26 protein-coding genes, 1 tRNA gene and 2 riboswitches are annotated in these 25,308 nt (G+C 70.8%); of the genes, 16 read left to right on the top strand and 11 right to left on the bottom strand.

Annotation, left to right across the window (positions count from 1 at the left end; all coding sequences use genetic code 11):
* Nucleotides 1-51 precede the first annotated feature (51 nt).
* Nucleotides 52-378, bottom strand: coding sequence for a histone-like nucleoid-structuring protein Lsr2 (locus KCQ71_RS18505; RefSeq protein WP_223408632.1), 327 nt, complete (start codon nucleotides 376-378; stop codon nucleotides 52-54).
* 84 nt (nucleotides 379-462) lie between these two features.
* Here KCQ71_RS18505 and KCQ71_RS18500 point away from each other — a divergent pair, with 84 nt between their 5' ends.
* The 3 genes from KCQ71_RS18500 to KCQ71_RS18490 are packed head-to-tail and all read left to right on the top strand — an operon-like array spanning nucleotide 463 to nucleotide 2,323.
* Nucleotides 463-1,095 carry a hypothetical protein gene (locus tag KCQ71_RS18500; RefSeq protein ID WP_223408631.1) on the top strand — a complete coding sequence of 211 codons (633 nt, stop codon included), beginning with the start codon at nucleotides 463-465 and terminating at the stop codon, nucleotides 1,093-1,095.
* Nucleotides 1,092-1,673: a hypothetical protein gene (locus KCQ71_RS18495; RefSeq protein WP_223408630.1), complete on the top strand. Its 582-nt coding sequence runs from the start codon at nucleotides 1,092-1,094 to the stop codon at nucleotides 1,671-1,673. Before KCQ71_RS18500 ends, KCQ71_RS18495 begins: the two co-directional genes overlap by 4 nt.
* Complete coding sequence (locus KCQ71_RS18490) at nucleotides 1,670-2,323, top strand: hypothetical protein (RefSeq protein ID WP_223408629.1); 654 nt, start codon at nucleotides 1,670-1,672, stop codon at nucleotides 2,321-2,323. The genes KCQ71_RS18495 and KCQ71_RS18490 overlap by 4 nt, the downstream gene beginning before the upstream one ends.
* Here the strand turns inward: KCQ71_RS18490 and KCQ71_RS18485 are convergent.
* The 3 genes from KCQ71_RS18485 to KCQ71_RS18475 all read right to left on the bottom strand — a co-directional run bounded on the left by KCQ71_RS18485 (nucleotide 2,296) and on the right by KCQ71_RS18475 (nucleotide 6,220).
* Entirely contained in the window at nucleotides 2,296-3,771 is a 1,476-nt protein-coding gene (locus KCQ71_RS18485) for a hypothetical protein (RefSeq protein ID WP_223408628.1), read from the bottom strand. The genes KCQ71_RS18490 and KCQ71_RS18485 overlap by 28 nt on opposite strands.
* Nucleotides 3,772-3,780: 9 nt before the next feature.
* Nucleotides 3,781-4,758, bottom strand: coding sequence for an alpha/beta hydrolase (locus tag KCQ71_RS18480; RefSeq protein WP_223408626.1), 978 nt, complete (start codon nucleotides 4,756-4,758; stop codon nucleotides 3,781-3,783).
* Between the two features lie 112 nt (nucleotides 4,759-4,870).
* Nucleotides 4,871-6,220 carry an MFS transporter gene (locus KCQ71_RS18475; RefSeq protein WP_223408624.1) on the bottom strand — a complete coding sequence of 450 codons (1,350 nt, stop codon included), beginning with the start codon at nucleotides 6,218-6,220 and terminating at the stop codon, nucleotides 4,871-4,873.
* Between the two features lie 75 nt (nucleotides 6,221-6,295).
* On the opposite strand from KCQ71_RS18475, the gene KCQ71_RS18470 reads away from it, so the two are divergent.
* Complete coding sequence (locus KCQ71_RS18470) at nucleotides 6,296-6,937, top strand: ArsR/SmtB family transcription factor (protein WP_223408621.1); 642 nt, start codon at nucleotides 6,296-6,298, stop codon at nucleotides 6,935-6,937.
* An 82-nt stretch (nucleotides 6,938-7,019) separates the two neighbouring features.
* On the opposite strand, the gene KCQ71_RS18465 is transcribed toward KCQ71_RS18470, so the two are convergent.
* Nucleotides 7,020-8,417, bottom strand: a complete 1,398-nt coding sequence (locus tag KCQ71_RS18465) for an aminotransferase class V-fold PLP-dependent enzyme (protein ID WP_223408619.1) — start codon at nucleotides 8,415-8,417, stop codon at nucleotides 7,020-7,022.
* Nucleotides 8,418-8,449: 32 nt separating this feature from the next.
* Nucleotides 8,450-8,564, bottom strand: a riboswitch (SAM riboswitch).
* Between the two features lie 296 nt (nucleotides 8,565-8,860).
* Between KCQ71_RS18465 and KCQ71_RS18460 the strand changes: the two genes are divergently transcribed.
* Together KCQ71_RS18460 and KCQ71_RS18455 are read left to right on the top strand one after the other, a co-directional pair.
* A complete protein-coding gene (locus KCQ71_RS18460) occupies nucleotides 8,861-9,073 on the top strand; it encodes a hypothetical protein (protein ID WP_223408617.1) in 213 nt (70 codons plus the stop codon).
* An 86-nt stretch (nucleotides 9,074-9,159) separates the two neighbouring features.
* Entirely contained in the window at nucleotides 9,160-12,198 is a 3,039-nt protein-coding gene (locus tag KCQ71_RS18455; protein ID WP_223408615.1) for a helix-turn-helix transcriptional regulator, read from the top strand.
* Nucleotides 12,199-12,266: 68 nt separating this feature from the next.
* Here KCQ71_RS18455 and KCQ71_RS18450 read toward each other — a convergent pair whose 3' ends face one another.
* Nucleotides 12,267-13,007 (bottom strand): DUF6882 domain-containing protein, encoded by a 741-nt coding sequence (locus KCQ71_RS18450; RefSeq protein WP_223408613.1) that lies wholly within the window; start codon nucleotides 13,005-13,007, stop codon nucleotides 12,267-12,269.
* 95 nt (nucleotides 13,008-13,102) lie between these two features.
* Nucleotides 13,103-13,194, top strand: a riboswitch (SAM riboswitch).
* A gap of 6 nt (nucleotides 13,195-13,200) precedes the next feature.
* Between KCQ71_RS18450 and KCQ71_RS18445 the strand changes: the two genes are divergently transcribed.
* From KCQ71_RS18445 to KCQ71_RS18435, 3 genes are read left to right on the top strand one after another with little or no spacing between them, the layout of a single operon-like run.
* Nucleotides 13,201-13,437 (top strand): DUF1737 domain-containing protein, encoded by a 237-nt coding sequence (locus KCQ71_RS18445; RefSeq protein WP_223408612.1) that lies wholly within the window; start codon nucleotides 13,201-13,203, stop codon nucleotides 13,435-13,437.
* Nucleotides 13,434-13,853: a rhodanese-like domain-containing protein gene (locus KCQ71_RS18440; protein WP_223408611.1), complete on the top strand. Its 420-nt coding sequence runs from the start codon at nucleotides 13,434-13,436 to the stop codon at nucleotides 13,851-13,853. The genes KCQ71_RS18445 and KCQ71_RS18440 overlap by 4 nt, the downstream gene beginning before the upstream one ends.
* The gene (locus KCQ71_RS18435; RefSeq protein ID WP_223408610.1) at nucleotides 13,850-15,073 is read left to right on the top strand and encodes an O-succinylhomoserine sulfhydrylase; all 1,224 of its coding nucleotides are present in this window, start codon (nucleotides 13,850-13,852) and stop codon (nucleotides 15,071-15,073) included. Before KCQ71_RS18440 ends, KCQ71_RS18435 begins: the two co-directional genes overlap by 4 nt.
* Before the next feature lie 7 nt (nucleotides 15,074-15,080).
* Here KCQ71_RS18435 and upp read toward each other — a convergent pair whose 3' ends face one another.
* A complete protein-coding gene (gene upp / locus KCQ71_RS18430; protein WP_223408609.1) occupies nucleotides 15,081-15,719 on the bottom strand; it encodes a uracil phosphoribosyltransferase in 639 nt (212 codons plus the stop codon).
* 53 nt (nucleotides 15,720-15,772) lie between these two features.
* Here upp and tadA point away from each other — a divergent pair, with 53 nt between their 5' ends.
* A complete protein-coding gene (tadA, locus tag KCQ71_RS18425; RefSeq protein WP_223408608.1) occupies nucleotides 15,773-16,291 on the top strand; it encodes a tRNA adenosine(34) deaminase TadA in 519 nt (172 codons plus the stop codon).
* Between the two features lie 15 nt (nucleotides 16,292-16,306).
* Here tadA and KCQ71_RS18420 read toward each other — a convergent pair whose 3' ends face one another.
* Nucleotides 16,307-17,077 (bottom strand): VOC family protein, encoded by a 771-nt coding sequence (locus KCQ71_RS18420; RefSeq protein WP_223408607.1) that lies wholly within the window; start codon nucleotides 17,075-17,077, stop codon nucleotides 16,307-16,309.
* Between the two features lie 126 nt (nucleotides 17,078-17,203).
* Here KCQ71_RS18420 and KCQ71_RS18415 point away from each other — a divergent pair, with 126 nt between their 5' ends.
* Nucleotides 17,204-18,253: a mechanosensitive ion channel family protein gene (locus KCQ71_RS18415; RefSeq protein ID WP_223408606.1), complete on the top strand. Its 1,050-nt coding sequence runs from the start codon at nucleotides 17,204-17,206 to the stop codon at nucleotides 18,251-18,253.
* A 12-nt stretch (nucleotides 18,254-18,265) separates the two neighbouring features.
* Here KCQ71_RS18415 and KCQ71_RS18410 read toward each other — a convergent pair whose 3' ends face one another.
* Nucleotides 18,266-19,102 (bottom strand): Sir2 family NAD-dependent protein deacetylase, encoded by an 837-nt coding sequence (locus tag KCQ71_RS18410; protein ID WP_249423246.1) that lies wholly within the window; start codon nucleotides 19,100-19,102, stop codon nucleotides 18,266-18,268.
* A 79-nt stretch (nucleotides 19,103-19,181) separates the two neighbouring features.
* Between KCQ71_RS18410 and KCQ71_RS18405 the strand changes: the two genes are divergently transcribed.
* A tRNA-Ser gene (locus tag KCQ71_RS18405) sits at nucleotides 19,182-19,269 on the top strand.
* A 90-nt stretch (nucleotides 19,270-19,359) separates the two neighbouring features.
* On the opposite strand, the gene KCQ71_RS18400 is transcribed toward KCQ71_RS18405, so the two are convergent.
* Nucleotides 19,360-20,397 carry a LacI family DNA-binding transcriptional regulator gene (locus KCQ71_RS18400; protein WP_223408604.1) on the bottom strand — a complete coding sequence of 346 codons (1,038 nt, stop codon included), beginning with the start codon at nucleotides 20,395-20,397 and terminating at the stop codon, nucleotides 19,360-19,362.
* A gap of 434 nt (nucleotides 20,398-20,831) precedes the next feature.
* Between KCQ71_RS18400 and KCQ71_RS18395 the strand changes: the two genes are divergently transcribed.
* The 4 genes from KCQ71_RS18395 (at nucleotide 20,832) to KCQ71_RS18380 (ending at nucleotide 24,781) form a co-directional block, all read left to right on the top strand.
* Nucleotides 20,832-22,145: an ABC transporter substrate-binding protein gene (locus tag KCQ71_RS18395; RefSeq protein ID WP_223408602.1), complete on the top strand. Its 1,314-nt coding sequence runs from the start codon at nucleotides 20,832-20,834 to the stop codon at nucleotides 22,143-22,145.
* 64 nt (nucleotides 22,146-22,209) lie between these two features.
* Complete coding sequence (locus KCQ71_RS18390) at nucleotides 22,210-23,163, top strand: carbohydrate ABC transporter permease (protein ID WP_223408600.1); 954 nt, start codon at nucleotides 22,210-22,212, stop codon at nucleotides 23,161-23,163.
* The gene (locus KCQ71_RS18385) at nucleotides 23,156-23,968 is read left to right on the top strand and encodes a carbohydrate ABC transporter permease (protein ID WP_223408598.1); all 813 of its coding nucleotides are present in this window, start codon (nucleotides 23,156-23,158) and stop codon (nucleotides 23,966-23,968) included. The genes KCQ71_RS18390 and KCQ71_RS18385 overlap by 8 nt, the downstream gene beginning before the upstream one ends.
* A gap of 123 nt (nucleotides 23,969-24,091) precedes the next feature.
* Nucleotides 24,092-24,781 carry a hypothetical protein gene (locus KCQ71_RS18380; protein ID WP_223408596.1) on the top strand — a complete coding sequence of 230 codons (690 nt, stop codon included), beginning with the start codon at nucleotides 24,092-24,094 and terminating at the stop codon, nucleotides 24,779-24,781.
* A 46-nt stretch (nucleotides 24,782-24,827) separates the two neighbouring features.
* Here the strand turns inward: KCQ71_RS18380 and KCQ71_RS18375 are convergent, their stop codons facing one another.
* Nucleotides 24,828-25,166, bottom strand: coding sequence for a type II toxin-antitoxin system PemK/MazF family toxin (locus KCQ71_RS18375; RefSeq protein ID WP_223408594.1), 339 nt, complete (start codon nucleotides 25,164-25,166; stop codon nucleotides 24,828-24,830).
* Nucleotides 25,167-25,308: the final 142 nt, after the last annotated feature.

Here is a 25,308-nt window from a genome sequence, read left to right as displayed (position 1 = left end):
GACCACCCTAGGTGGACCCACCGACGCGGCGGCAGGTCGCTGGGGCAGGCGTCAGTACCCGGCCTCGCGGAACGCGTCGACGACCTCCCGCGGCACCCGGCTCCGCGGCGGGATCGTGATGCCACGCGAGCGGGCCCACTCCCGGACCGCGCGCGGGTCCACCGGCGTCTCCTCGCGCACCGTCGCGGGCTCGACAACACCACCACGGACGCGGCGAGCCGCGGCGGCGAACGGCGCCAGGGCGGTGAGCAGCGCGTCCCGGTTCGCCTTGTTCAGGTCGATCTCGTAGATCGTGTCCTCGAGTGAGAACCGCACGGTGTGCTGCGCCGGACCACCGTCGAGATCGTCGGTGAGTTCGGTGACTGTCCTGGTGGCCATCGTGTCCTCTGATCGGCAACCTGCTGGGGGCACCATGCTAGGCGCTGCGAGCCCGCATCCCGTGCATCGGCGTACTCTTGGCGCGTGGCCAACGACGTGGGGGCGCTGTTGAGCGTGCCGGGGATCGCGCGCTGGATCGTGCGCACCTGGCCGCGGCGGGTCGCGATCGCGATGGTGGGGGTCCTGGTCGTGGTGATCGCCGCCGTCGGGGGGTTCGCGAGGGTCGCACCCGAGCCCGCCCGCCAGCTCACGGTGGGCGAGACCGTGGACGTCGGCCCGTACTCGGTGACGGTGGAGTCCTTCTTCGTCTCCGACCAGGTGGACATCTACGGCATCCCGGACGAGGCGGATGCCTGGGTCGGGGTGGTGATGGTGCTCGAGACCTCCGAGCTCGAAGGGATCTACACCGACCATCAGAACTTCCGCCTGAGCGGTGCGGACCTGGTCGAGGAGCGGTTCCAGAAGGTCGTCCTGCTGGCCGACGACTCGAGCGCGAGCTTCCTGACCGCGGACCTGCCGGTCCACGTCGCGATGCTCTGGCCGGTGCGGGACTCCGGTGCCATCGGGGACGAGGTGGAGCTCACCCTCACCGAGACCTACGAGGACATCAGTTTCCTGTTCGAGGAGCCCACCTGGTTCGCGGGGGACCGGATCGGTGTCGTGACGGTGCCCCGCGACGACGAGATCCCGCCCGCGATCCTGGACGAGGAACCGTGACCGGCCGGCAGTTCCCGGCCTGGGCGGTCACCGTCGTCATGCTCGCCGTGCTGGTGGGCGCCGGGCTCGGTGTCAACGCCCTCGAGGCCAACGCACCCCCGAACGGGCCCATCGGCGTGCGGATGACCCTCGGGCGGGACTCGGTGGTGCATCCCCTGCAGGTGAACGTCTCGGGTGCGCGCGCGTACGAGACGATCCTCGACGAGGATGAGAACCCGCTGGAGACCGTGGGGGTCTGGGTGCTCGTCGACCTGTCCTACGCCACCACCGACGAGCCGAGCCTGCCCGGTGATTTCGTGCTGGTGGACGAGCGCGGCCGCCGGTACCCCATCACCGGCCGCGACTTCGGCGAATGGTTCGCCAGCCCGGACCTCTGGCACCGGGGCACCCTGGCCTTCGAGGTGCCGCTGGACGCGCTCGGCGACCTGACCTTCGAGGCTTGGCCGTCGGGTCTGGGACCGGGCTCCGACACCCCGATGCCGTACGCCGTGCTCGCGCTGCGGGTGGACCCGGGCACGGTCGAGCCCGGTCCGGGCGTCGTCGAGGAACCCGAACTGCTGCCGGTCGGTGAGCGATGAGCGGACCCGCGCCGTACCCGCCCCCGTACCAACCCGGGCAGGGTCGCGAGGACTGGATGGCACCGGCTCAGGAGCCGCTACCGGCCGCCCCGCCGCCGCTGCCGCAGCACCGGTCCCGGCGCGCCACGGTGGCACTCGCGGTGGTGGGGATCCTGGTCCTGGGCTCGCTCGGCTGGCGGGTGAGCGCGGAGGCCCGGGACACCTGGTGGCACGGCGAGTCGCACGTGCCGGTACCGGTTGACGCGAACGGGGTGGCCAGCCACGAGGGCGTCAGCATCGAACTGGTCGGGGTCGAACGGCTCGACGGCGGCGTGGACACCTACGATGAGCGGTGGGAGCCACCCGCGGGCACGGTGCTGTGGCAGGTCGGCCTCGCGGTGGAGAGCACGAACACCGAGATCTACAGCCTGGACACGCTCGTCCAGGACACCCAGGGCCGGCGGTTCGAGACGGGCAACGACGTGCCTTACGGCGTGGAGGGGATCCAGGACTCCCTCGACGTCGCGCAGCCGGAACCGGGCGACGACCCGTTGCCCGCCGTCCAGTACCTGCTCGTCCTGATGCCGGAGGACGCCGAACCGGCCACGGTCCGGCTCGAGTCGAGCTGGAGCCTGTCCCCGGACTATTTCAGGCTGCCCGTGACCGAGTGACCCAGCCGGTGGGTCCCGGCGCCTTCGGGGGCCGCCTGCGGCGCCGTGATGCCCGACGGCGGCCGGTCGCCCCAGGCCTGGTCGGTGCCCTGGTGCATGGTGCCGCGGGAGTAGCCGAGCGGGTTGGCTCCCGGCCTCCGGCGGGAGAGCGGCAGCCGGAGCGAGGGGTTGGCGCCGTAGCGCTGCAGCAGGGCGTCCGCGGCCGCGGCGAGCAGGGCCGCGGAGACCATCAGCACGAGGATCTCGGCGATGACGTCCAGCGGGTCCCAGAGGGCGAACCAGCCGAGCGTGGTGATGTTGCCGGCGAGCAGACGCGCCACTCCCCAGACCAGGTAGGGGATCTGGGTGATGAGGACGTAGCCGAGGCAGAAGACCAGCACGGTGACCCAGCCGGCCCGCACGATCATGGCCATCCCACCCATCAGCGCGCCGAACCGGCCGTTCGGCTCGGCCAGGGCGTGCCAGGCCTTGGTGATGGTGGTGTCACCGAACCGGCGGGTGACGCGGCTCAGGAGCGGCGCGCGGCCGCCGAGGCGGGCCACCTCGTCATCGGCGATGACGTCACTGGCCTCGATCCCGTAGATGATGATGCCGATGGCGAGCCACGCGATCGGGACGATGAGGGCGGTCCCTAGCGCAGCGGCGACCGGTCCGATCGCGCCGACGACCCAGTCGCCGACGCCACCGATGACCGGGAAGTCGATCCGCACCCCGGCCCAGAAGTCGATGACCCAGTGCGTCACCGCGCGGCTGCCCAGCCACCCGACGGCGGTGGCCACCAGGCTGCCCACCACATAGGCGCCGAGGACGATCCAGACCAGCTCGAGGTAGCCGACCAGCGCTTGCAGCGCGGTGCGCCGGGGGTCGTCCCGGCCCTTCCAGAACCGCCCGGACGTGACGAAGTAGCCACCGATGAGCCGGCCGATCAGAGCGACCGCCACGATCGCCAGCACCAGGGCGGAGGCCGCGTCCGGGATCCGGGAGGCGCCGTCGACGTCGGTGGTGTCGAAACGCGAGAAGTCGTCCTGGATCCCGAAGTAGGAGTGGTGGCGCAGGTCGTCGTCCAGGCGACCGCCGCTCTGGTAGACGACCAGGAACGGCAGGAGCACGCTCCCGGTGGCGGCGAGCAGGTCGACCGCGACGTGCCGCGAACGTTCCCGGCGCCGCAGGACCAGGAGCATCCCGATCACCGCGAGCATGGTGCTGAACGGGACCAGCGAGAGTCCGAGCATCCCGGGCACGGCTCCGAGCCGGCCGAGCCAGACCGCGAGATCCAGCAGGTACCAGTGCGCCGCGACGCCGGCGCCGGCGATCACCGCGAGCGGGAGCCAGTGCCGTGCCAGGAGCCGGCCGGTGGTGCGGAACAGGGACACGCTCTCGCTGAGCAGCGACTGTCCCTGACCGGTATCTGCCGGTGCGCCCTGGGGTGGGGGCGCCGGCACGGTCATGGGCATACCTTAGCGAGTGGTCGCGCCGGTCCTGAGGCGAGCCGCGAGCCAGTCGAAGACGGTGCGCTCGTAGTCGGCGCGAGCGGCCGGCCCGGAGAGGGCGAGGTCGTGCCAACCACCGGCGATGCGTACCGCGGTGACGTCGGGTCCGACTCGCCCGATCCGGGCATGCATGTGCTCGACGTCCAGGACGCAGTCGGAGCCGTTGAGATCGTCCTGACTCGGCCGGCTCGCGGATCCGGACCGGGCGGACGTGCACATCAGGACCGGCGCGTCCACGTCGAGCCCGCGTGCGATCCGGGCGTGGCCGCGGCGGATCGCGCGCAGCCAGCCGGCGTGCGCCTCGAAACCCTCGAGGGGTTTCCAGGCCAGGTCGTAGTCGTACGGCCCGCCCGTGGAAGCGTGCAGATGCCGGCCGTAGGCCTGGTTCACACGTCCGACCTTGAGGTGGGGAACGCGAGGGCCGATGAGGTCCACGACCCGCGTGGTGATCACCCGGTGGAACCAGTTCTCGTTGAGGTCGAACCACGGACTGTTCAGGACCAGGGCATCCACGGCTCCGGGATGGTCGCTCGCGTACAGCGTCGTGATCAGGCCGCCGGTCGAGTGGCCGAGCAGCAGGACCGCGTGGTAGCCCTCGGCGCGGATCGCGGCCAGCGCGGCGTCCAGTTCCTCGTCGTAGGCGGCCAGATCGGCGATCCAGTTGGGCTGGCGGCCGGGCCGGATCGACCGGCCGTAGTCGCGCAGGTCGAGCGCGAAGAAGTCATAGCCGTGCTCGGCCCACGCGGCCGCATGATCGGCCTGGAAGAAGTAGTCGCAGAATCCGTGCACGTACAGGACCGCGACGTCCTGGGTGCGCTCGGCGCCGAGCCGGACCAGTGTCGCAACGGGTGGCCCGACCGCCGCACCGTCGGGCGTGAGCGTGATCGTCCGGGCGGTGAACTCGCCGCCGAGAACGTCGGGAACCGGAGCATCGAGGCTGGTCACGGACACATCATCCCCCACTCCCACGCCGCAGAACCCGGCGGCAGTGCGATGGTGCGGCGCATGGACCCGATGGGCCGCACGATGACTCCGTGAGTGGCTGGGTCCAGAGGGGTCAGCGGGTGCCGAACCGCGCGGCGTGGGCGGTCCAGCCGGACTCTGCGGGCAGCGCCCGCAGGCCACGGTTGGTGATTGCCAGGAGTGCAGCGACGGCGCAGAGCGCCGCGCAGATGGCGATGGTGCCCTCACGCCCGATCCAGGCGAGCCCGAAGCCCGCGATCAGCGGACCGAGCGGCATCGCCCCGATCCCGAGGACCATGGACGCACTGTTCGCCCGGCCGAGGAGCTCGCTCGGTGTCGCGACCATGAAGTACCCCATCAGAGCCGCGTTCAGGGCGGGGACCGCGAGCACCGAGGCTGCGAGCACGGCGGTGATCGCCCAGACCGAGTCCACGAGCGAGAGGGAGTAGGCGCCGACGGCCGCCACGGTCAGCCCGACGATCGTCAGCACGCCGGCCGGCACCCGGGACACCAGCATCGGCGCGACGACCGCCCCGAGCAGCATCGCGGCACCCGCGCCGGCCGAGACCCAACCGATCGCAGCCGGGGACTGCCCGTCCTGTTGCAGCCCGTACACCACGGTCGTGATGGCAGCGTTGAAGCCGAGGTTGATGATCGTGGACACCAGCAGGACGCCTCGCAGGTCGGTGCGGGAGAGCAGCCAGGCGAAGCCGGCGCGCAGTTCCGCTAGCGCGTTCGGTTCGGGTGTCCGCGCACCCGCGGTGGCCGGGGTCGCGGCGGGCGTGTCGGGGACGCCCGGATCGGCCGGAACGCGTGCCTCGGCCGTAGGGTTCACCTCGGCCGCGCGCGACGACCGGCCGAGCAGCCACGCCGTGATCGCCGCGATCAGGTGACAGGCGGTCATCGCAGCGCCGACCACCCAGCCGCCGACGGCGAGCAGCGCGCCGCCGAGCGGCCCGCCGGCCAGTTGCAGGACGGCATCGCGGCCCTGGTTCGCCGCCTGCGCCCGACCCATCGCGCCGTCCGGCACGACCTCCTTCAGCGCGCTCTCGCCGGCGACGTCGAAGAAGCCGGTGCGCGCCGCGAGGAGTACGGCGACGATCAGGAGGGTCATGAACGTGAGGGCGTCTCCGAGTGCCAGCAGGGTGAACGAGCCGGCGATCGCGACGCCGATCGACGATCCGAGCACCATCAGGGCGATCCGGCGGTACCGGTCCGCGATCACGCCGCCGGCGAGGGTGGTCAGCGCGCGCACGGCCAGGCCCACGGCGCCGATGATGCCGGCCCGAGCCGGGTCGTTCGTGATGATCAGAGCGAGCAGAGGGACCGCGAAGGAGAACAGGGCGGCCGCGAGGCCCTTGCTGGTGTCGCTGATCAGCCAGGTGAGGTACCGGGTGTTGCGCAGCAGCGACGGGGGAGCAGCAACGGTCGTCTCGGAGGTCATGTCCGCAACCCTAGATCCGCAAGGAGTATTGCGCAATGATTCTTGCGCAAGATTCCTTGGGGATATGCTCGAACCATGTCGGACACGGAGGACGAGCGCACGGACGGCACTGATGGCACCGTGCCGGCCACCACCACCGAGCGCGCGGGTGGGCCCTGGAACGAGGCCGTGATGACGTCGGCGATGCTCAAGGCGCTGGCGCACCCGCTCCGGCGGCGGATCACGAAGGTGCTCACCCAGCGTGAGTTCGCGCGTGCGGCGGACATCGCCGCGGATCTCGACGAGGCGGCCAACAGCGTCAGCTTCCACCTGCGCGTCCTCGCGGATGCGGGCCTCATCGTCGAGGCTCCCGAGCGGGCGCGGGACCGGCGGGACCGCGTCTGGACGCGGGTGCCAGGTGCGTACAGCCTCGGCACCCCCGAGCACCCCGTCGAGGACGAGATGCTCGGGAGCGTGCTCATGCGCACAGTGATCGACGACCACCACGAACTCGTGCGCAGGGTGGCCGCCTGGGCGCCCGAGTACGTCGCCGGTCGCGCCCCGGACGTGCACGCCTACCTCGTCCAGCGGACGGTCCGCCTCACCGAGGCCGAGTTCGAAGCGATGATGACGAAGGTCGAGGACGTGATGCGGGCCGCCGTCGACGCGCACGATCAGGGCGACCCGGACGGTCGGGTCTGGGAGATCGACACCGTCGCGGCGGACAACACGATCTGATCGCTGGCCCCGGCGAGCGTGCTGTTCCGCGGCTCATCCGGGTGATGCGCCGCAGGACCGCACGCTCGCGGGGTGAGGGCTCTCAGTGGGCGACGGCGGCGAGCACCTCGGCGACGGACGGCGCGGGACCGCAACCCGCACCCGCGGCGGCCGTGGCCAGCACGGAGGAAGCGTCGGAGTCCGCGTGCAGTGCCTGCAGCAGCGCGATCGCCTCGGGGAGCTCTCGCTGGTCGTCGCGCGGCTGCCAGCGGCCGCCCACGACCTCGTAGTCCGACCTGGGGCCGCTGGTGACGAACTCGGACACGCCCCGGACGAGCCGGTCGATGTCCTCGGTGGTGGTGCCCAGGCCGATGCTGGCCCGCAGGCCGGCGGCGACCCCCCTCGCCTCGAGCAGGGGGTGCGCGCAGAACCGCCCGTCGCGGACGCCGATGCCGTGCTCGGCGGACAGGTACGCGGCCACCAGGCCGGCATCGTGGCCGGCCACCGTGAACGAGACCACGCTCACCGGGTCCGCGGAGTCCGACCAGAGCCGAAGCACCCGCACGCCGGGGATCTCGGTGAGAGCGGACACCAGACGCTCACGGAGCGCACCGTCGTGCTCGGCGAGACGATCGGCCACAGCGGTCAGCTCGGTCGCCGCGACCCCGAGGGCGAGGGCTCCGATCACGTTCGGGCTACCTGCCTCGTGTCGCTGCGGCGCCGGTTCCCAGGCGGTGTGGGCCACGGCGACGTTCGTCACCGCGCCACCGCCGGCGAGGTACGGGCGCCCGGCGTCCAGCCAGTCCCGCCGGCCGATCAGCGCGCCCGCGCCGTAGGGTGCGTACAGCTTGTGTCCCGAGATGGCCACATAGTCCGCGCCCGTCGCGGCGAGGGAGAACGGCCGGTGCGGTGCCAGCTGGGCGGCGTCCACGACCACCCGGGCTCCTCCCGCGTGCGCGAGGGCGACCACCTCCGCCACCGGCAGGGACTCGCCGGTCACGTTCGAGGCGCCGGTGAGGGCCACCAGCCGGTAGTTCCGCGTGGCCAGGGCGTTGGTCAGTGCCTCGAGCGTCGCGGCCACGGTCTCGCGTGCCTTCAGAACGTCGGCGCCGATCCGCTGCCAGGGCAACAGGTTCGCGTGATGCTCGATGTCCAGCACCAGGACCCGAGCGCCGTCCGGCACGCACCCGGCGAGCAGGTTCAGCGAGTCCGTCGTGTTGCGGGTGATCACCACGACGTCGCCGGTACGGGCGCCCACGAACCGGCCGATCGCCGTCCGCGACTGCTCATAGAGGGCCGTGGAGACCTGGGACAGGTACCCGGCGCCGCGGTGCACGGACGCGTACAGGGGCAACGCCCGGGTGACGGCTTCGGCGACGGCGGCCAGGGCCGGGGCGCTCGCGGCGTAGTCGAGGTTCGCGTACCGCACGGTCGCGGCACCGTCGAGCGGGACGGTCAGCGGCACCCGGGTCTCGGAGCCGACGAGGGGGAGTAGTGCCATGGGAGATCCTCCAGATCGCTGTGGGACCCGTGGGCCCGCGCTTGCCGGCGCCACCGCGGCACCGACCCGGTCGTCACCCGGGGCACCCCACCGCGGTTGGAGGGTTGCCGGCCAGCAAGCCGGGGCTACGCGCTGGCACTCATGACCTGCACGACATGATGCCACGAGGCACCCGGGCGCCGGGCGGACCGGCGACGTGCGTCCGCATGGTGGACGCTCGCCGTACGGCGGTGCGTGCGGGTCGCCTCCGCTGAGGGACGGACTGGTTCGGCACGTGTGCGCACGGCCGTCGGCGGGACCCCTTACCCCGCGGAGAGCATCGGATCGGGGCATCCCTTACCTGCCTGCGCGACCCCTCAGGGCGCGGGTAAGGGGTCGGCTCCCGAGGGCCCGCGTGACCCTCCGATACCTGACCCGTGCGCCTCAGCGGCACCGTGTCGGTCATGGGAACGAGCATGGAGTACCTCATGGAACCAAATCTGGACATTCTGAACGCCGACCTGGCGTACCGGCGCGAGCACCTGCTGTCGGAACTCGGCTCCCGGCAGCAGAACGTACGCCGCAGCGGCGTGCGCCGCCTGATCGAGGAGCGCCGGGTCCGGCGGGCGGCCGCGGCGCGCCGTCTCGACGCCGCAGACCTGGTCAAGCGGGCCTGAGCGGGCCGAGCGTGGCAGCCGTCGTGGAGCCCTGGGGTGGATATACATCCGTCCCCACGGAGCCGACCCGTGACAAGATCTCGGATGTGGCACGGGTCGGCTCCGAGATCGCGCTGGTGGCGCGCGGTGACGAACTCGCGCGCCTGCGCGAGATCTGGGCGCAGGCCGCCGCCGGGTCTGCGGCGGCCGTGCTGCTGCCCGGTGACGCGGGAGTCGGCAAGACCAGGCTCGTGACGGAGTTCGCAGCCGAGGTCCGGGCCGGCGGTGGCTACGTGCTCACCGGCCACTGCGTCGGCCTCGGCGAGTCTGCCCCGCCGTACCTGCCCGTCGTGGAGATCCTCGAACAGATCCGTGACGCCGATCCCGCGATCCTTGAGGACCGGCACGCGCTGGCGTCCCTGGTGAGCCGCTCGGGCGCGGACCGTCCCACCGAGCAGCTGCCGCTCTTCGACTCCTTCCTCGGCGTGCTCAGCACGCTCAGCGCCGAGCGGCCGGTCCTGCTCGTGATCGAGGACCTGCACTGGTCCGACCCCTCCACGCGGGACCTGATCACGTTCCTGGTCGCTCGGATGTCCGAGCAACGGCTCACGGTGGTGCTCACCTACCGCTCGGACGACCTGCACCGGCGGCACCCCGTGCGGCCGATGACGGTGGAACTGGGGCGGATGCGCCGGGTCGAACGCCTCGAGCTCGACCCCTTCTCACCCGAGGAGACACGGGCGTTCGCACGCGAGCTGGCACTGCTCGACCACCTCGGCGCCGGGGCCGACGAGCACCTCATCGCCGATATCGCCCGACGCTCCGAGGGGAACGCGTTCTTCGCCGAGGAACTGCTCTCCAGTGCCCGCTCGGCCACAGGTCTGGGCGACGCCCTCGCCGACGTCCTCCTCGGCCGCATCGAACGGCTCGGCCCCAACGGACAGCGGCTGGTGCGCACCGCCGCGGTCTCCGGCCAGCGCCGGATCCGGCACAGCACCCTCCGGGCGGTTCTCGACCTGACCGACGACGAGCTCGAGGACGCCCTGCGCGACTGCGTCCAGCTGCACGTGCTGGTCGCCGATCCCGACGGCGATGACTCGTACGAGTTCCGGCATGCCCTGCTGCGGGAGGCGGCGTACTCCGACCTGCTGCCCGGCGAGCGCACCCGCATCCACGCGGCCTACGCCAGCCTGCTCGCGCAGTTGCGCCTGCCCGGCTGGCGTGGCGCGCAGGCCTACCACGCGAGCCGGGCCAACGATCTGCCCACCGCGCTGGCCGCGCACGTGGGCGCCGCGGACGAGGCCGCTCAGGTCGGTGCGACCGCCGACACGCTCGCGCACCTGGAGAGCGCACTGGCCCTGTGGCAGGCCGTGCCGGAGCCGGCCACGGTGAGCGGCACCGACGAGCTCCACCTGACCATCCAGGCCTCCGACGCCGCGGTGGCCGCCGGGCAGGTGGACCGGTCCCTCGCGTTCGCCCGGTCCGCGCTCAAACTCGCCGACGCCGAGGGTGACGTCGCTGCGCGAGCCTCGGTGCGCCGTCGGCTCGCCAAGATCCTGTATTCCGTGGATCAGTGGCCGGAGGCGCAGTCGGTCATCGCCGACGCCTGGGACCTGATCCGGGACGAGCCCACGAGTGCCGAACGCGCCTGGGTGCTGAGCACGCTCGCGTTCGGGGAACTGAAGGACTCGAGCCGGGGATACGCCGAGGCTGCGATCGCAGACGCCCGCGCCAGTGGGGACGGCGGCGCGGAGGCGGACGCGCTGACCACCCTGGCCTACATGCAGCTGAGCGACGGTGAGGTCGACCGTGCCCTGACCACCCTCGAGGAGGCTCGCATGCGAGCAGCCGAGGTAGGTGCCTTCGAGGTGGAGCTGCGCGCCGTGTTCAACCTGACGGTGGGGCAGTTCGAGCTCGGCGAGCTCGAAGCCGCCGCGACGCAGCTCGACCGGGGTCTGGCTCGGGCCGCGGAGACCGGGCTGACCTGGGCCACCTACGGTCGGGAGCTCGCCTGGATCGCGGTGCACGTGAACTACGCGCGCGGGGCCTGGGACCTCGTCGAGCAGCTGGCGAGCCCGCCGGGCGAGCAGGCACCGGACTGGATCTCGGGGGTGCTGGCCGCATCCGCCGCGCTGCTCGCGGCCAGTCGCGGTGAGTGGGAGAAGGTCGAGGCCGCTCTGGACCGGGTCGACACCTGGGTGCTCGCCGACGACGAGCCGCTCAAGATCGCGCTGTTCGCCCGCGCCGAACGTGACCTATGGCAGCACCGCCCGGCGGAGGTGTCGGCTCCCGTAGCGGCGGCGATCGCCGGCAACCTGCACAACGCGATGGGCTCGACCGCCGATCTCGAACAGCGCGCCTGCGACGAGGACGAGCCACCGATGCTGGCGCTCATCCACGTCGCCGCGGTCGGTATCACCGCCCAGGCGGACCTCGCCGCCCGGGCCCGCCAGGTCCACGACTCGGACGCCGAGCGGGAGGCGGTCGCCACCGGGGAACGCTTCCTCGCCGTCGCCGAGGACGCGGCGGAGCGCGGCCGGCCGCGCGCGGCCACCATCGGGCCGGAGGGCCTCGCCTGGCTGGCCCGGTGCCGGGCCGAGGCCAGCCGGATGCGTGGCGAGACGGACCCGGCGCCGTGGCGCGCTCTCGTCGACGCCTTCGGCTACGGCGACACCTACCAGCAGGCCATCGCGCGCTGGCGCCTGGCGGAGGTGCTGCTCGCGCTCCGCGCGGAGGGCGGGCCGGCGGGTGCGTCGGCGGTTGCCGGGCCGGGCGAGGAGTCGGGCGACGACGCTGGTCCGGAGTCCGATCCGGACGACGGTGGCGACGAGCTCCTCGACGCGCTCGCGACCGCACGGGCGCTGCGGGCCCGGCCCCTCGAGGAGGCGCTCCTCGCGACCGCGCGCCGGTACCGCCTGAACGTGCCCGGTCAACGGGCGGCCGCCGTCGCGCTGCTCACCCCGCGCGAGCAGTCGGTGCTCGAACTCGTCGCCCAGGGGCTGACGAACCGAGCCGTCGGGACGGAGCTGTTCATCAGCGAGAAGACGGTGAGCGTGCATCTGAGCCGGGTCATGGCCAAGCTCGACGTGAGCAGCCGGACCGAGGCGGTCGCCGTCGCCATGTCGCGGGGAATCCTCGGCGGCTGACCGCAGTGGGAGTGCCTTAGCCCCGGATGCGACCGGCCAGGGTGGCGAGGTCCCGCACGTCGGTGCCCTCAGGCCGGGGTGGGGCCGGCCGACATGCTGAGGGCGGTGAGCCTGCCCTGGTCGTCCAGCTTGGCCTCGACGTGACCGTTCGGGGCCCACAGGGTGATGGCCCCACCCTCCTCCGCCACGGTGAAGCCGCGCCACTGCGCGTACGCGCGCAGCGCCCGCGGCCAGTTCGAGATCGCCCCCTCGGACGCGGCCTCGGGGAGCACCGACCCGGCCCGGATCGCGCTCGCCGGGATCGGCTCGAGCGCGGGTGACTCCACGAGGAACGTCAGCACGGTGCCGTTCTCGAGTGCGAAGGTGACGAACGGCAACGGCCCGGCGACCAGGCTCGCGGCGGCCGCGAACCTACGCGCCACGGTGGCGGGCTCCGCGGTCAAGGGGACCTCTGCCGTCGTGAGCTCGGTGATGCCGAACCGCTGCCCGAACTCGCGGACCGCGGCCACCCGCGCGACCACCGGCTCGGGGAAGGAGTTGACGTTCTCCCAGCCCCACAGCCACGACTTCGGGCCCGGGGCCGCGGAGCCGACGAAGTGGGCGCGGACCGTGATCTCGTCCGTGCCGACGAACGTGATCGTGCCGCCGGTCATGTCGGTGCGGTAGCCGGAGCTGTACTTGTCCCCGTACGGGCCATCGGACTGGGTCAGGTCCATCGTCTCGCGCTGGCGGTCGAGGCCGAACAGATAGGTGTCGTCGATGACGTCCTGGAGGGAGGCGATCGAGGGCGCGGGCGCGGCATCCGTCATGCCAGTCAGCGTAGGGCGGGCCGGCCGTCTCGCAGGATGGGCAGATGTGCCCGCGGGTTGGGGGCGGCGGGTGGCCGGGCATACCATCGCAGCCGGACCCATCCAGAGTGGCTGAGAGACCTGGCTCGACGACGCCGCAGCAACCATCCCCCCGTGGACATGGTGCTACCGCCAGGACCGATGGAGGAGATTCATGAGTGACCTCGCACCGCACGACGGCCCGTCCCAGCCGGCCGCCCCGGAGCGGCACACGTACCGCCTGCTCACCGGACCCGACGACGCGGAGTTCTGCGCGCGGGTCAGTGACGCGCTCGCCGAGGGATACCAGTTGTACGGGTCCCCGTCCGTGACGTTCGACGGCGCCCGGGTGGTCGCCGCGCAGGCCGTGGTGCTGCCCCAGGCCACTCAAGGAGAGGTTCGATTCGTTTGAGTTACGCAGGTGATCTGAGTCCACGCGCGGCGTGGGAACTGCTGGAGCAGACCCCGGATGCGGTGCTCGTGGACGTCCGCACCCGCGCCGAGTGGTCCTTCGTGGGCGTCCCCGAGACGAGTTCCATCGACCGCCCGACGGCGTTGATCGAGTGGAACACGTTCCCGGAGGGCCAGCGCAACCCCTCGTTCCTCGAGCAGCTCGCCGCCACCGGTCTCGCCCCCGGCGACCAGCGCCCGGTGGTGTTCCTGTGCCGCAGCGGCCAGCGCTCCATCGGGGCCGCCGAGGCGGCCACCGCCGCCGGGTTCGGCCCCGCGTACAACGTGGTGGACGGGTTCGAGGGCGGCGTCGGGCCGGAGGGCCACCGCGGCGAGCGCGGCTGGCGCGCCGAGGGCCTGCCCTGGCGGCAGTCGTGAGCGACCCCCGACCCCGCGCCGAGCTGCCCGAGGGTCTGTCCGACGCCACCCTTGGCGTGCGTGGCGGGATCCAACGCACCGAGTTCCGGGAGATGGCCGAGCCGCTGTTCCTGACCCAGGGCTACGTCTACGACGAGGCTGCCGACGCGGAGGCGGCGTTCAAGGGCCAGCTCGACCGGTTCATCTACTCCCGGTACGGCAACCCGACCGTGTCCGCGTTCGAGGAGCGGCTACGCCTGCTCGAGGGCGCCGAGGCGTGCTTCGCGACGGCAACCGGGATGTCCGCGGTGTTCACCTCGATCGCGGCACTGGTGCGCTCCGGTAGCCGGATCGTCTCCGGACGTGCGCTGTTCGGGTCCACCGTGGTGCTGCTGAACGACATCTTCAGCAAGTGGGGGGTCACCACCGACTACGTGGACGCCCACGACCTGTCCCAATGGGAGACCGCCCTGGCCACCCCGGCGGACGTGGTGCTGTTCGAGACGCCGTCCAACCCGATGCAGGACATCGTCGACATCGCGAAGGTGACCGAACTCGCGCACGCCGCGGGCGCCGTCGTCATCCTCGACAACGTCTTCGCGACCCCGATCCTGCAGAAGCCGCTGCAGTTCGGCGTCGACGTGGTGGTCTACTCCGCGACCAAGCACATCGACGGCCAGGGTCGGGTGCTCGGCGGCGCGATCCTCGGCAGCCGGGACTACATCGAGGGCCCGGTCAAGCAGATGATCCGCAACACCGGGCCGTCGCTGAGCCCGTTCAACGCGTGGGTCCTGCTCAAGGGGCTGGAGACGCTGGCACTGCGGGTCCGTGCCCAGACCGCCGCCGCGCTGGACCTCGCGCACTGGCTCGAGGACAACCCGCTGATCTCCCGGGTCCGGTACCCGTTCCTGGACTCCCACCCGCAGGCGGCGCTGGCCAGGGAGCAGATGAGCGGGGGCGGCACCGTCGTCACGTTCGATCTGGCCATCGAGGGCGAACCCGAGGAGGTCAAGAACCGCGCCTTCGCGTTCCTCGACTCGCTGCGCCTGGTGGACGTCTCGAACAACCTCGGCGACGTGAAGTCGATCGTCACCCACCCGGCCACGACCACCCACTCGAAGATCAGCTGGGACGAGCGGGCCGCCGTCGGGATCGGTGACTCCACGGTGCGCCTGTCCGTGGGGTTGGAGGACCCCGAGGACCTGAAGGCGGACCTGACCCAGGCCCTGGGTCACATCTGAGTCGGCGTCAGTCGACGACGCCGTAGAGGCGGTCGCCGGCGTCGCCGAGGCCGGGCACGATGTAGCCCTTGGAGTTCAGACGCTCGTCGACGGCGGCCGTCACGATGGTCACGTCGGCGCGGTCCCCGATGGCCTCCTGCACGTTGCGCAGCCCTTCCGGGGCGGCGAGCAGGGTGACGGCGGTGACGTCCCGGGCACCGCGCTCGAACAGGTACTCGATCGCGGCGACCAGGGTGCCGCCGGTGGCGAGCATCGGATCGAGCACGTAGCACTGTCGCCCGGAGAGGTCGTCCGGCAACCGGTTCGCGTAGGTGACCGCCTCGAGCGTCTCCTCGTTGCGCTGCAGGCCCAGGAACCCGACCTCCGCGGTCGGCAGCAACCGGGTCATGCCCTCGAGCATGCCCAGGCCGGCGCGCAGGATCGGCACCACGATCGGGCGCGGTTCGGCGAGCTTGGTACCGACCGTTTCCGTCACCGGGGTGGTGATCTCCCACGACTCGGTGCGGATCTCGCGGGTGGCCTCGTACGCCAGCAGGGTCACGAGTTCCTCGGTGAGCTGGCGGAACAACGGAGACGGCGTGCGCACGTCGCGCAACACGGTCAGCTTGTGGGCGATCAGCGGGTGCTCGGCGACGTGGAGGCGCATGATGTCAATGTAGCGGCCCCGATGTCGCGGCCGCTGCACCACACTAGGAGGTGATGAACTCGCCCCAGTCAGCCCCCGGCGCTGCCGCCGCGTCCGAGCACGCCCTGATGGGCCTGGCCCTCGACGAGGCCCGGCGGGCCGCGGCCGACGGCGACGTGCCGGTGGGCGCCGTGCTGGTCTCCGGCGACGGCGAGGTGCTCGCGGTCGCGCACAATAGGCGGGAGGCCGACGGCGATCCCACCGCTCATGCGGAGATCCTCGCCCTGCGCGCGGCGGGGCTGGGGCGCGGTCGCTGGCGCCTGGACGACTGCACGCTGGTGGTCACCCTGGAGCCCTGCACCATGTGCGCGGGCGCGATCGTGCTCGCCCGGGTGGCCCGGGTGGTGCTCGGCGCCTGGGACGAGAAGGCCGGCGCCTGCGGGTCCACCCGGGACGTGGTCCGCGACTCCCGGCTCAACCACCGCGCCGAGGTGACCGGGGGAGTGCGCGCCGACGAGAGTGCGCGGCTGCTCACCGAGTTCTTCGCCGCCCGGCGCGGGAGGAGCGACGAGGCGCCCCGACCGCGACACTGACGCCGCGCCGTCGGCTCAGGCCTCGATCACCGACACGATGTTTCCCGCCGGGTCGGTGAACCACGCGATCAGGGGGCCACCGCCACGATGGATGCCCAGATCGTCCTGATCCATCCCGTCGTAGGTCTCGAACACCACGCCGCGCGCGGTCAGGTCCCGCACGCTCGAATCGATGTCGACGGACGGCAGGTTCAGGATCGTGTAGGTCGCCGGTACATGGTCGGGCTTGGGGTAGATGATCACCGTGCGGTTGCCCAGCCTGAGGTTCACGATCCCGCCGGGCTCGCCGCTGACCTCCAGGCCGATCACGTCCCGGTAGAACGCCGCCGCGACCGCCGTGTCCGGCGCCGCGAACCCGCTGAACGACCGTGACGCCAGCAGGCCGGTGGGCAGGTTGGTGTGTGGCCCACCCTCCATCGTGGCAAGCTCGGCCGGGCTGAGCTGGACGATCTGGACGTAGTTGCCGTCGGGGTCCTGCGCGGTCCCGAACAGGCTGCCGTCCCGGTCCTCCAGCGGCGCGACCCACCGGCCGCCGGCCGCGTCGACGCGCTCGGCGACGGCGCGGGCGTCGTCCACGTCGAAGTTGATCAGGGTGCGGGCCGGATCCGGATGGTCGGCCTGGACGTCCTCGCGGCCGTCGATGAACAGGTAGAAGCCGCCGTAGTCGAGGATCCGGTAGTGGCCGGCCCGGTGGTCGCCCCGCGGCGGGAGCGCGGCGGTGTACCAGGCGTGCAGGCGGTCAGGGTCCGTGGTGCCGATCATGATGCTGTCGACGCTGATGTCCATGTCTGTGCCTCCGGGGGTCGGTCCCGGGCGCCGCGGTTCCGGCGCCCGTGACAGGGAAGACCCCAGTCATGCCGGAAAGTCATCGCCGCCCAGCAGGCGCCCAGGGTCCTCTGCTAGACCGGAGGGATGGAAATCTGGCCCGTCCTCAGCTGGATCATCGCCGTCGCGCTCTCCGCGGGTGCGGTCGCCCTGGTCCTGTTCGCCGTCAATCTGCTGCTCACCCGGGTCGGTCACCGCACCCCATGGCTCCGCCGCGCGTGGCTGCGGGTACGCAGACCGTTCGGCGCCCTCCTGCTCTCAATCGCGCTCCGGACGGCGGTGGCTGCGAATGCCGAACGCGGCACGTACCGAGACATCGCCCTGCATATCCTGCTGATCGCGGTCCTCCTCGCGGCTGTCTGGTTCGCCGCGACGCTCATGCTCGCGTGGCTCGAGCACGTCCAGCGGCGCGTGGTCGCCCGCAAGTCCGACGACCGCGGCCGGCGCCGCGCGCAGACCCAGATGCAGTTGCTGCGGCGCGTGGTGGGCGTGGTGTTCGTCGTCATCGGCGCTGCCCTCGCGCTGCTCACGTTCCCGGGCGTGGAACGGGTGGGGACGACGATCCTCGCCTCGGCGGGGGTGCTCTCGGTGGTCATCGGGATCGCCGCCCAGACCAGCCTGGGGAACGTGTTCGCAGGACTTCAGCTGGCCTTCACCGACGCGATCAGGATCGGGGACGTCGTGGAGGTCGACGGCACCTGGAGCACCATCGAGGACATCACGCTGTCCTACGTGGTGGTGAGCATCTGGGACGAGCGCCACAAGGTGCTGCCATCCACCTACTTCACCACCACGCCGTTCATCAACTGGAGCCGCACCGGCGACAGCGTGACGGGCACCTTCCTGATGTCGCTCGACTGGCGCGTGGACCTGGCCGGCCTGCGCGCCGAGTTCGAGCGGGCGGTCGACGCCAGCGAGCTGTGGGACGGCCGGTCCCGATCGGTCCTGGTCACCGATGCGCAGGGCGAGCGGCTGACCATCCGGGTGCTGGTCACCACGGCGAACACCGACGACGACTGGGTGCTGCAGTGCCTGGTCCGGGAGCAGCTCGCGACCTGGCTGCGTGAGCATAACCCCGAGGCACTGCCGCTGCAGCGGGTCATGATGGTCGCGCCCGATCCGGACCCGGCCCGCTGACCCTCGCCCGGCTCAGCCCAGGGATCTGGTCAACGCCACGAGCGTCTCGGACGCGCCGCCGTCGACCTTCACGGCGGCCAACGGGTCGCCGCGGGTGGTGCCGCGGTTGACGATCCCGACCGGCATGCCCTCGCGGTGGGCGTGCCGCACGAACCGGAGCCCGGACATGACGGTCAGCGACGTGCCCGCCACCAGCAGCGCCTGCCCCGCGTCCACGAGCTCGAATGCGGCGTGCACGCGTTCCTTGGGGACGTTCTCGCCGAAGTAGACGATGTTCGGCTTGAGCATGCCGCCGCACACAGGGCAGTCGGCGATCACGAAGGACTCCGTCGCGGCGATGACGGCATCCGCGTCCGGGGCGATCTCGACGTCCCCGACATCGGCCGTGAAGCGCGGGTTGAGGGCGTCCAGCCGCTCGTGCACCTGCGCGCGGGTGAACAGGGTTCCGCAGTTCAGGCACTTCACCTCGTTGTAGTGCCCGTGCAGGTCGATGACCCGCTTCGAGCCGGCGCGCTCGTGCAGCAGGTCCACGTTCTGGGTGATGACGCCGAGGACGATCCCGCGCTCCTCGAGCTCGGCCAGAGCACGGTGGCCGGCATTCGGCACGGTCGTGCGCATGTGCCGCCAGCCCACGTGGTTGCGGGCCCAGTAGTGCCGGCGGAACCCCTCGTCGGAGACGAACTGCTGGTAGGTCATCGGGGTCCGCGGTGGGGAGTCCGGGCCGCGGTAGTCCGGGATCCCGGAGTCGGTCGAGACCCCCGCGCCGGTCAGGACCGCGAACTTCTTGCCCGCAAGCAACTCCACCAGGTCGGCGAACGTGGACGAGGTGGGATTGGTCACGTTCGCCAGCGTACGGGGCGGATTCGCGCGCGGCCACGGGCAGCCGGTTTGGGCGCGAGGGTCCGGGCCGGGTAACCTGTCCCGGCCAGGTAGCGTGTCCGAGCGGCCGAAGGTGCAGCACTCGAAATGCTGTGTGGGTCAACAGCCCACCGTGGGTTCAAATCCCACCGCTACCGCCGCAGATGAGAGCCTCGCCCACGTTTCTCGGGCGGGGCTCTCATCTCGTGATGGCCCGTGGGATCTGGGAGAGCGCAGCGTCCCGCCGGTCAGGGCGCAGGCGGTGGCGCGGTGCTGCCGCGGACGATCAGGGTGGTCGGGAGCAGGACGCGCTCGTCGTAGCGGACGCTGCCGGGTTCGGCGAGCTGCTGCAGCACGAGCCGGACGAGCTCACGTCCGGCGCGGTCGAAGTCCTGCCGCACGGTCGTCAGTGGGGGATGTGCGAACCTACTGAGGTCGATGTCGTCGAACCCGATGACGGAGAGATCCTCCGGTACGCGGCGGCCGGCCTCATGCGCAGCGCTCAGCAGTCCCAGTGCCATGTCGTCGTTGGCCACGTAGACAGCGGTGACCGACGCGTCGGCGACGATCTCCCGGCCGGCCTCGTAGCCGGACTGAGCCGTCCAGTCCCCCCGCCAGACTGCCGGCGGGCTGATGCCGGCGCCCTCCAGCGTGCGGTGCCAACTCGCGTTGCGCGTCATGGCGGGCTCGGAGTCCGCCGGGCCGGCGAGGTGGTGCACGGTGCGGTGGCCGAGCCCGAGCAGATACTCGACCGCGTCCCGGGTGCCCTGCACCTGGTCGGCACCGACATCCGGGTAGTAGCCGATGAACCGGGAGTCCGAGACCGCGACCGGCAGTCCGCGCGGCAGCAGGAACGACTCCGGCGTCGTCTCCTCGGCTCGGATGATGATGAGGCCGTCGACAGCCTGGTGCGACAGTCGCTGCACCGCGTGCCGCCAACCGTTCGCCTCCGGCTCCCGGACCGCGAGCAGCGTGACCGAATAGCCCTGCGCCTCGGCGGCCTCGACGACCGACTGGGTCGTCAGGGCCTCGCCGGTGCGGGCGAACGTGCGCGCGATCAGCCCGATCGAACCGAAGGCGCCGTTGCGTAGGGCCCGGGCGGCGCGGTTCGGGGTGTAGCCCAACCGGTCCATGGCCTGGAGCACCCGCTCCCGGGTTGCCGGGCGGACGTTGTCGGCCTCGTTCGCGACGCGCGAGACGGTCTGAGCGGAGACGCCCGCGAGGCCGGCCACATCTTCGATCGAGGGGCCGCGACTCCTCGGCCGCGAGCCCCTGTTGCTCACCATGAGGATCCAGTCTAGTGGCGCATGGTGACGTCAACATTCGAATCGACGTGATGAACACCGACGGTCCGATTGTTACCAGAGCGTAATGGCGAACAGGATGACAAGGCACCGTGGGGCGGTGCTAAGTTGACGTCAACATTCTGGGCGCCCGACATCGAGGTCCGACCGGGAACGGATGCCGAGCGCCGACGGCGACCGGCATGCCATGTCGGTCGCGACCCGGATGGACGGTGCCCAGGGCACTCACTTCAGAGATGAGGAGAACGCGCGACGAAGCGCACACCGGTTCGTGGGCAGCCGGCCGCCGGGAACTCCCGGCGGTACCTGTGGGTGGGTCCACAACGGGAGCACATGATCGGAGGGCGGCGCCGCCTTCCGGGGGATGCACCGAACCGTACCTCGGTGCGATACGGCCAACGAAGGACTTGTATCCGATGCGTAAGAAGATGACACTCGCGTCCGTGGCCGGCGTGGCCACGATCACGCTGGCACTGGCCGCCTGTGGTGGCGGCTCCGGCTCGAACGACGGTGGTGGTGGCGGCGGGGACGACGGCGACGACCAGACCCTCACCGTGTGGGCCTGGGACCCCGCGTTCAACGTCTATGCGATGAACGAAGCCGCGACGATCTACGCCCAGGACAATCCGGACGTCACGGTCGAGGTGATCGAGACGCCCTGGGAGGACATCCAGACCAAGCTCACGACGCTCGCGCAGACGGGTGAGCTGGAGGAGCTCCCGGACATCTTCCTGATGCAGAACAACGCGTTCCAGAAGAACCTGATCAACTACCCCGAACTGTTCACCGCCATCACCGACTCGGGCATCGACTTCGCGGAGTTCCCGGAGTCGGTCGTCGCCTTCTCCACGACCGAGGGTGACAACTACGGCGTGCCGTTCGACAACGGCGCCGCGGTGACCGCACTGCGTACCGACATCCTGGCCGAGGCGGGCTACACGATCGAGGACTTCACCGACATCACCTGGGACGAGTTCATCGCGAACGGCGAGGACATCCTGGCCCAGACGGGCAAGCCGCTGCTGTCCGGCACGGCCGGCGAGTCCGACCTGATCACGATGATCCTGCAGAGCACCGGCGGCAGCCTGTTCGACGCCGATGGCAACCCGACGATCACCGACAATGATGCACTCCTGCAGGCCATCGACGTCTACACCCGCCTGGTGGAGAGCGGGGTGCTGGTCGAGGTCAACTCGTGGGACGAGTACATCGGCACGTTCGTGAACTCGAACGTCGCGGGGACCATCAACGGCGTCTGGATCCTGGGTTCGATCCAGACCGCCGCGGACCAGTCCGGTCTGTGGAATATCACCAACCTGCCGAGCCTCGACGGTGTTGGCGAGGCGACGAACTACTCGGCCAACGGCGGTTCGTCCTGGGTGGTCAGCTCCAACGCGAACACGGAGCTGGCAGCCGACTTCCTCGGCGCCACCTTCGCGGGGTCCACGGAGTTCTACGACACGATCCTGCCGTCGTCCGGCGCGATCGCGAACTGGATCCCGGCGAGCGAGTCCGACGTCTACGCCGAGCCGCACCCGTTCTTCGCCGACCAGCCCGTCTTCCAGCTCGCCGTCGAGTTCGGCGCGCAGGTGCCGAGCGTCAACACCGGCGCGTACTACTACGAGGGTCGCGACGCCGTCAGTGCCGCGATCACGAACATCCTCAACGGTGCTGACCCCGAATCGGCCCTGGCCGAGGCGCAGGCCACCGTCGAGTTCGCGATGCAGTAGCCGACCCTGCACCGAGGGGGCCGGCCGTGCCGGCCCCCTCCCGCGAACGAAACGAGGACTCACGATGTCAACCCAACTCACCCCCGTGGTTCCCGCGCCGGACCATCAGGACGAGCGGCCGCCGTCGGGACGCGGCTTCTCGAGTCTGGGCGGGCGGCGCTCACTGACCGGCTGGGTGTTCCTGCTGCCCGCCGCGCTGCTCATCCTGGTGATGAACTTCTGGCCGATGTTCCAGGCGTTCATCCTGTCGCTGCAGACCGGGCGCGGTGCCCAGCTGTCCTTCGCCGAGCCGCTCTGGTTCAACTACCAGCGCATGCTGGCCGACCAGACGTTCTGGATGACCCTGCGTACCACGCTGCTCTACCTCGTCATCCAGGTGCCGATCATGCTGGTGCTGGCGCTCGTCCTGGCCAACATCCTGAACAACCCACGACTGCGGTTCAAGGGTATGTGGCGCACCGCGATCTTCCTGCCGTGTGCCGTCTCGCTCGTGTCCTACGCGCTCGTGTTCCGGACGATGTTCGCCACCGACGGGCTGGTGAACGACGTGCTGACCGGGATGAACCTGATCGATTCGCCGATCAACTGGCTCGGTCAGACCCAGACGGCCCAGTTCGTGATCATCATCGGGCTGCTCTGGCGCTGGACCGGCTACAACATGGTCTTCTACCTCGCCGGTCTGCAGAACATCGACCACTCCACCATCGAGGCGGCGAAGGTCGACGGTGCCAACGCCGTCAAGACGTTCTGGTACGTCACGCTCCCGCAACTGAAGCCGATGATCCTGCTGACCGCGATCATGTCGACGAACGGGACAATCCAGCTCTTCGACGAGTCGTACAACCTCACCGCGGGCGGACCCGCGTACACCTCGATGTCCGTGTCGCACTACCTATACGAGGTGTCCTTCGTGCAGAACCCGAACTTCGGGTACGCCGCCGCGATCTCCTACGTGATCCTCGTCATCGTCGCGTTGCTCGCGGCCATCCAGCTGAAGGTGGGTGACAAGCGTGACTAGGCGTTCGATGCGCAGCGTGCCCAGCCTCGTGTTCCTGACCGTGGCCGCCCTCGCTTCGGTCTTCCCGCTGTACTTCATGGTGGTCTCCGCGACCAATACGAGCCAGGACGTCCTGGGGTCGCGACTGCTGCCGGGCGGCCAGCTGGTGGAGAACCTCAACAAGCTGCTCGCCGCCCAGGACCTCGGTGCCGCGATGTGGAACTCGACGCTCAACGCGGTCGGGACCACGGCGCTGTCGCTGCTGGTGTGCTCGATCGCCGGGTACGGGTTCGAGGTCTTCCACTCCAGGAACAAGGACCGTCTGATGGGGGTGCTGCTGCTGGCGATGATGATCCCGTTCGCGGCGACCATGATCCCGCTGTTCCGGATGTTCGCGGACTTCGGACTGACCAGCACAACGATCGCGGTGATCCTCCCGGCGATCTCGGTGCCGTTCATCATCCTGCTGTTCCGGCAGGCGGCGCGGTCCTTCCCGCACGAGATCGTCGAGGCCGCCCGGATCGACGGGCTGCGGGAGCTGGGCATCTTCCTGCGGATCTTCATCCCGACGATGCGCTCCACCTATGCCGCGGCCGCGGTCGTCATCTTCATGACCGCGTGGAACAACTTCCTCTGGCCCAAGGTCATCCTCATCAACGAGGCGTTCCAGACCATGCCGATGCTGATCTCGAACCTGACCTCCGGCTACGTCACGGACTACGGCGTGCTCATGCTCGCGGTGCTGCTGACGTCGCTCCCGACGATGGTCCTGTTCCTGGTGCTACAGCGTGCGTTCGCCCAGGGGATCACCGGCGCCATCAAGTAGCCGTCCCCGCACTGCCCGCATCGCCGGCCCGTACCACTCGGGTCGGGATGTGGGCAGTGTCCGTCGCGGGGTGGGGGAGTCCGACCGATTGACGGCGCTGGGCCGGTGCGCTGGGATCACCACATGCCTCGTGCCCAGCAGATGCCGCGCACGCGCCGAATCCGAAGGCTGCAGTTGGCCAACCGGGTGGTGGCGTTGTCGCTCGTGGCCGTCGGCGCGGTGGTGGTCCGCGCAACGGCGGGCGAACAGTGGTGGTGGCCGGTGGTCGGCTTCGCCGCGTTCGTGGTGGTGGTCGGCGCGGCCGCGGGCTGGGTGGGGAGGCGGTTGTCGGCGCGGCAGTCCGGCGCGCTCGCGGCCGACCGTGCGGAGCTGAGCGTGACCGAGCGGGGCCTGCCGTTCGGGGTGGTCGGGTCCGGCGGGGACCTGCTGCTGCCCACCAAGACCGGGACGGTCGTGCTGGCGGTGGTGGTGACGATCCTGCTGCTGGCGGTCGGTGGGGCGGCGTTGTTCGCGGGCGACCCGTTCGCGGTCGGGCTGGGGATCGTGTTCATCCTCGCCGGGCTGTGGTGTGCGGCGCTGACCTGGTGGATCCGGGGGACCCGGATCCGGCTGACGAAGGAAGGGATCGAGTCCACCATGGGACCGCGACGGTTCCATCCGTGGCTCGAGGTGGCCGACCTCAAGGTCGACCGGGCGATCATCATCGTGAAGGCGGCCGGCGCGCGCCGGCCGCGGGTCTGGATCCGGTGCGGACTGCTCGAGGTCTCGGTGCCGGACTGCGTCGCGATGATCCACCGTCAGCGGGGTTGGTGATCTGGGGACCGGTGACCAACGCGCCGTAGCGATCGGTCCCTCCGACTCACAGATCGAGGAGGATCGCGAGTGTGGAGCGGATCTGTCCCAGCGTGACCGGTCCAACACGTCCCAGACGGGCCGCGATCCTTCGGGTAGCAATCGAGCGCACGTGTCGGCACTGCGCCGCCGATGGCGCCCGCAAGCCGTTGTGATCATCGGCCTCGATCACGACTTCGGCGCCAATGTTCCGGATGCTGCGAGTCAGCGGCACGACCTGTACGACGTTCGGCCCACCACGTAGGACTCTCGCTGCAGTGACCACCACAGCGGGTCGTACCATCCGGGCTTCCGAGCCGATCGGGACGCCGAGATCGATCTCGACGACGTCACCGGGCATCAGCATCGAGCCAGGCAACTTCCTCGTCGCTCAGCGGTTCCGCCAACTCACGACCGATCTCGTCCTGTCGGAGGAGGCGGACCGCTCGCGAGACGGTGTCCCGCCACGGTCCCGGAAGACAATCCGGTCTGCAGATCGTTGGGCTCCC

It is taken from the genome of Occultella gossypii (genome assembly GCF_019947135.1).
GTDB classification, from domain to species: Bacteria; Actinomycetota; Actinomycetes; order Actinomycetales; family Beutenbergiaceae; genus Occultella; species Occultella gossypii.
Note: the sequence above shows the minus strand (reverse complement) of the source record. Positions and strands in the feature narration are given on the sequence as shown.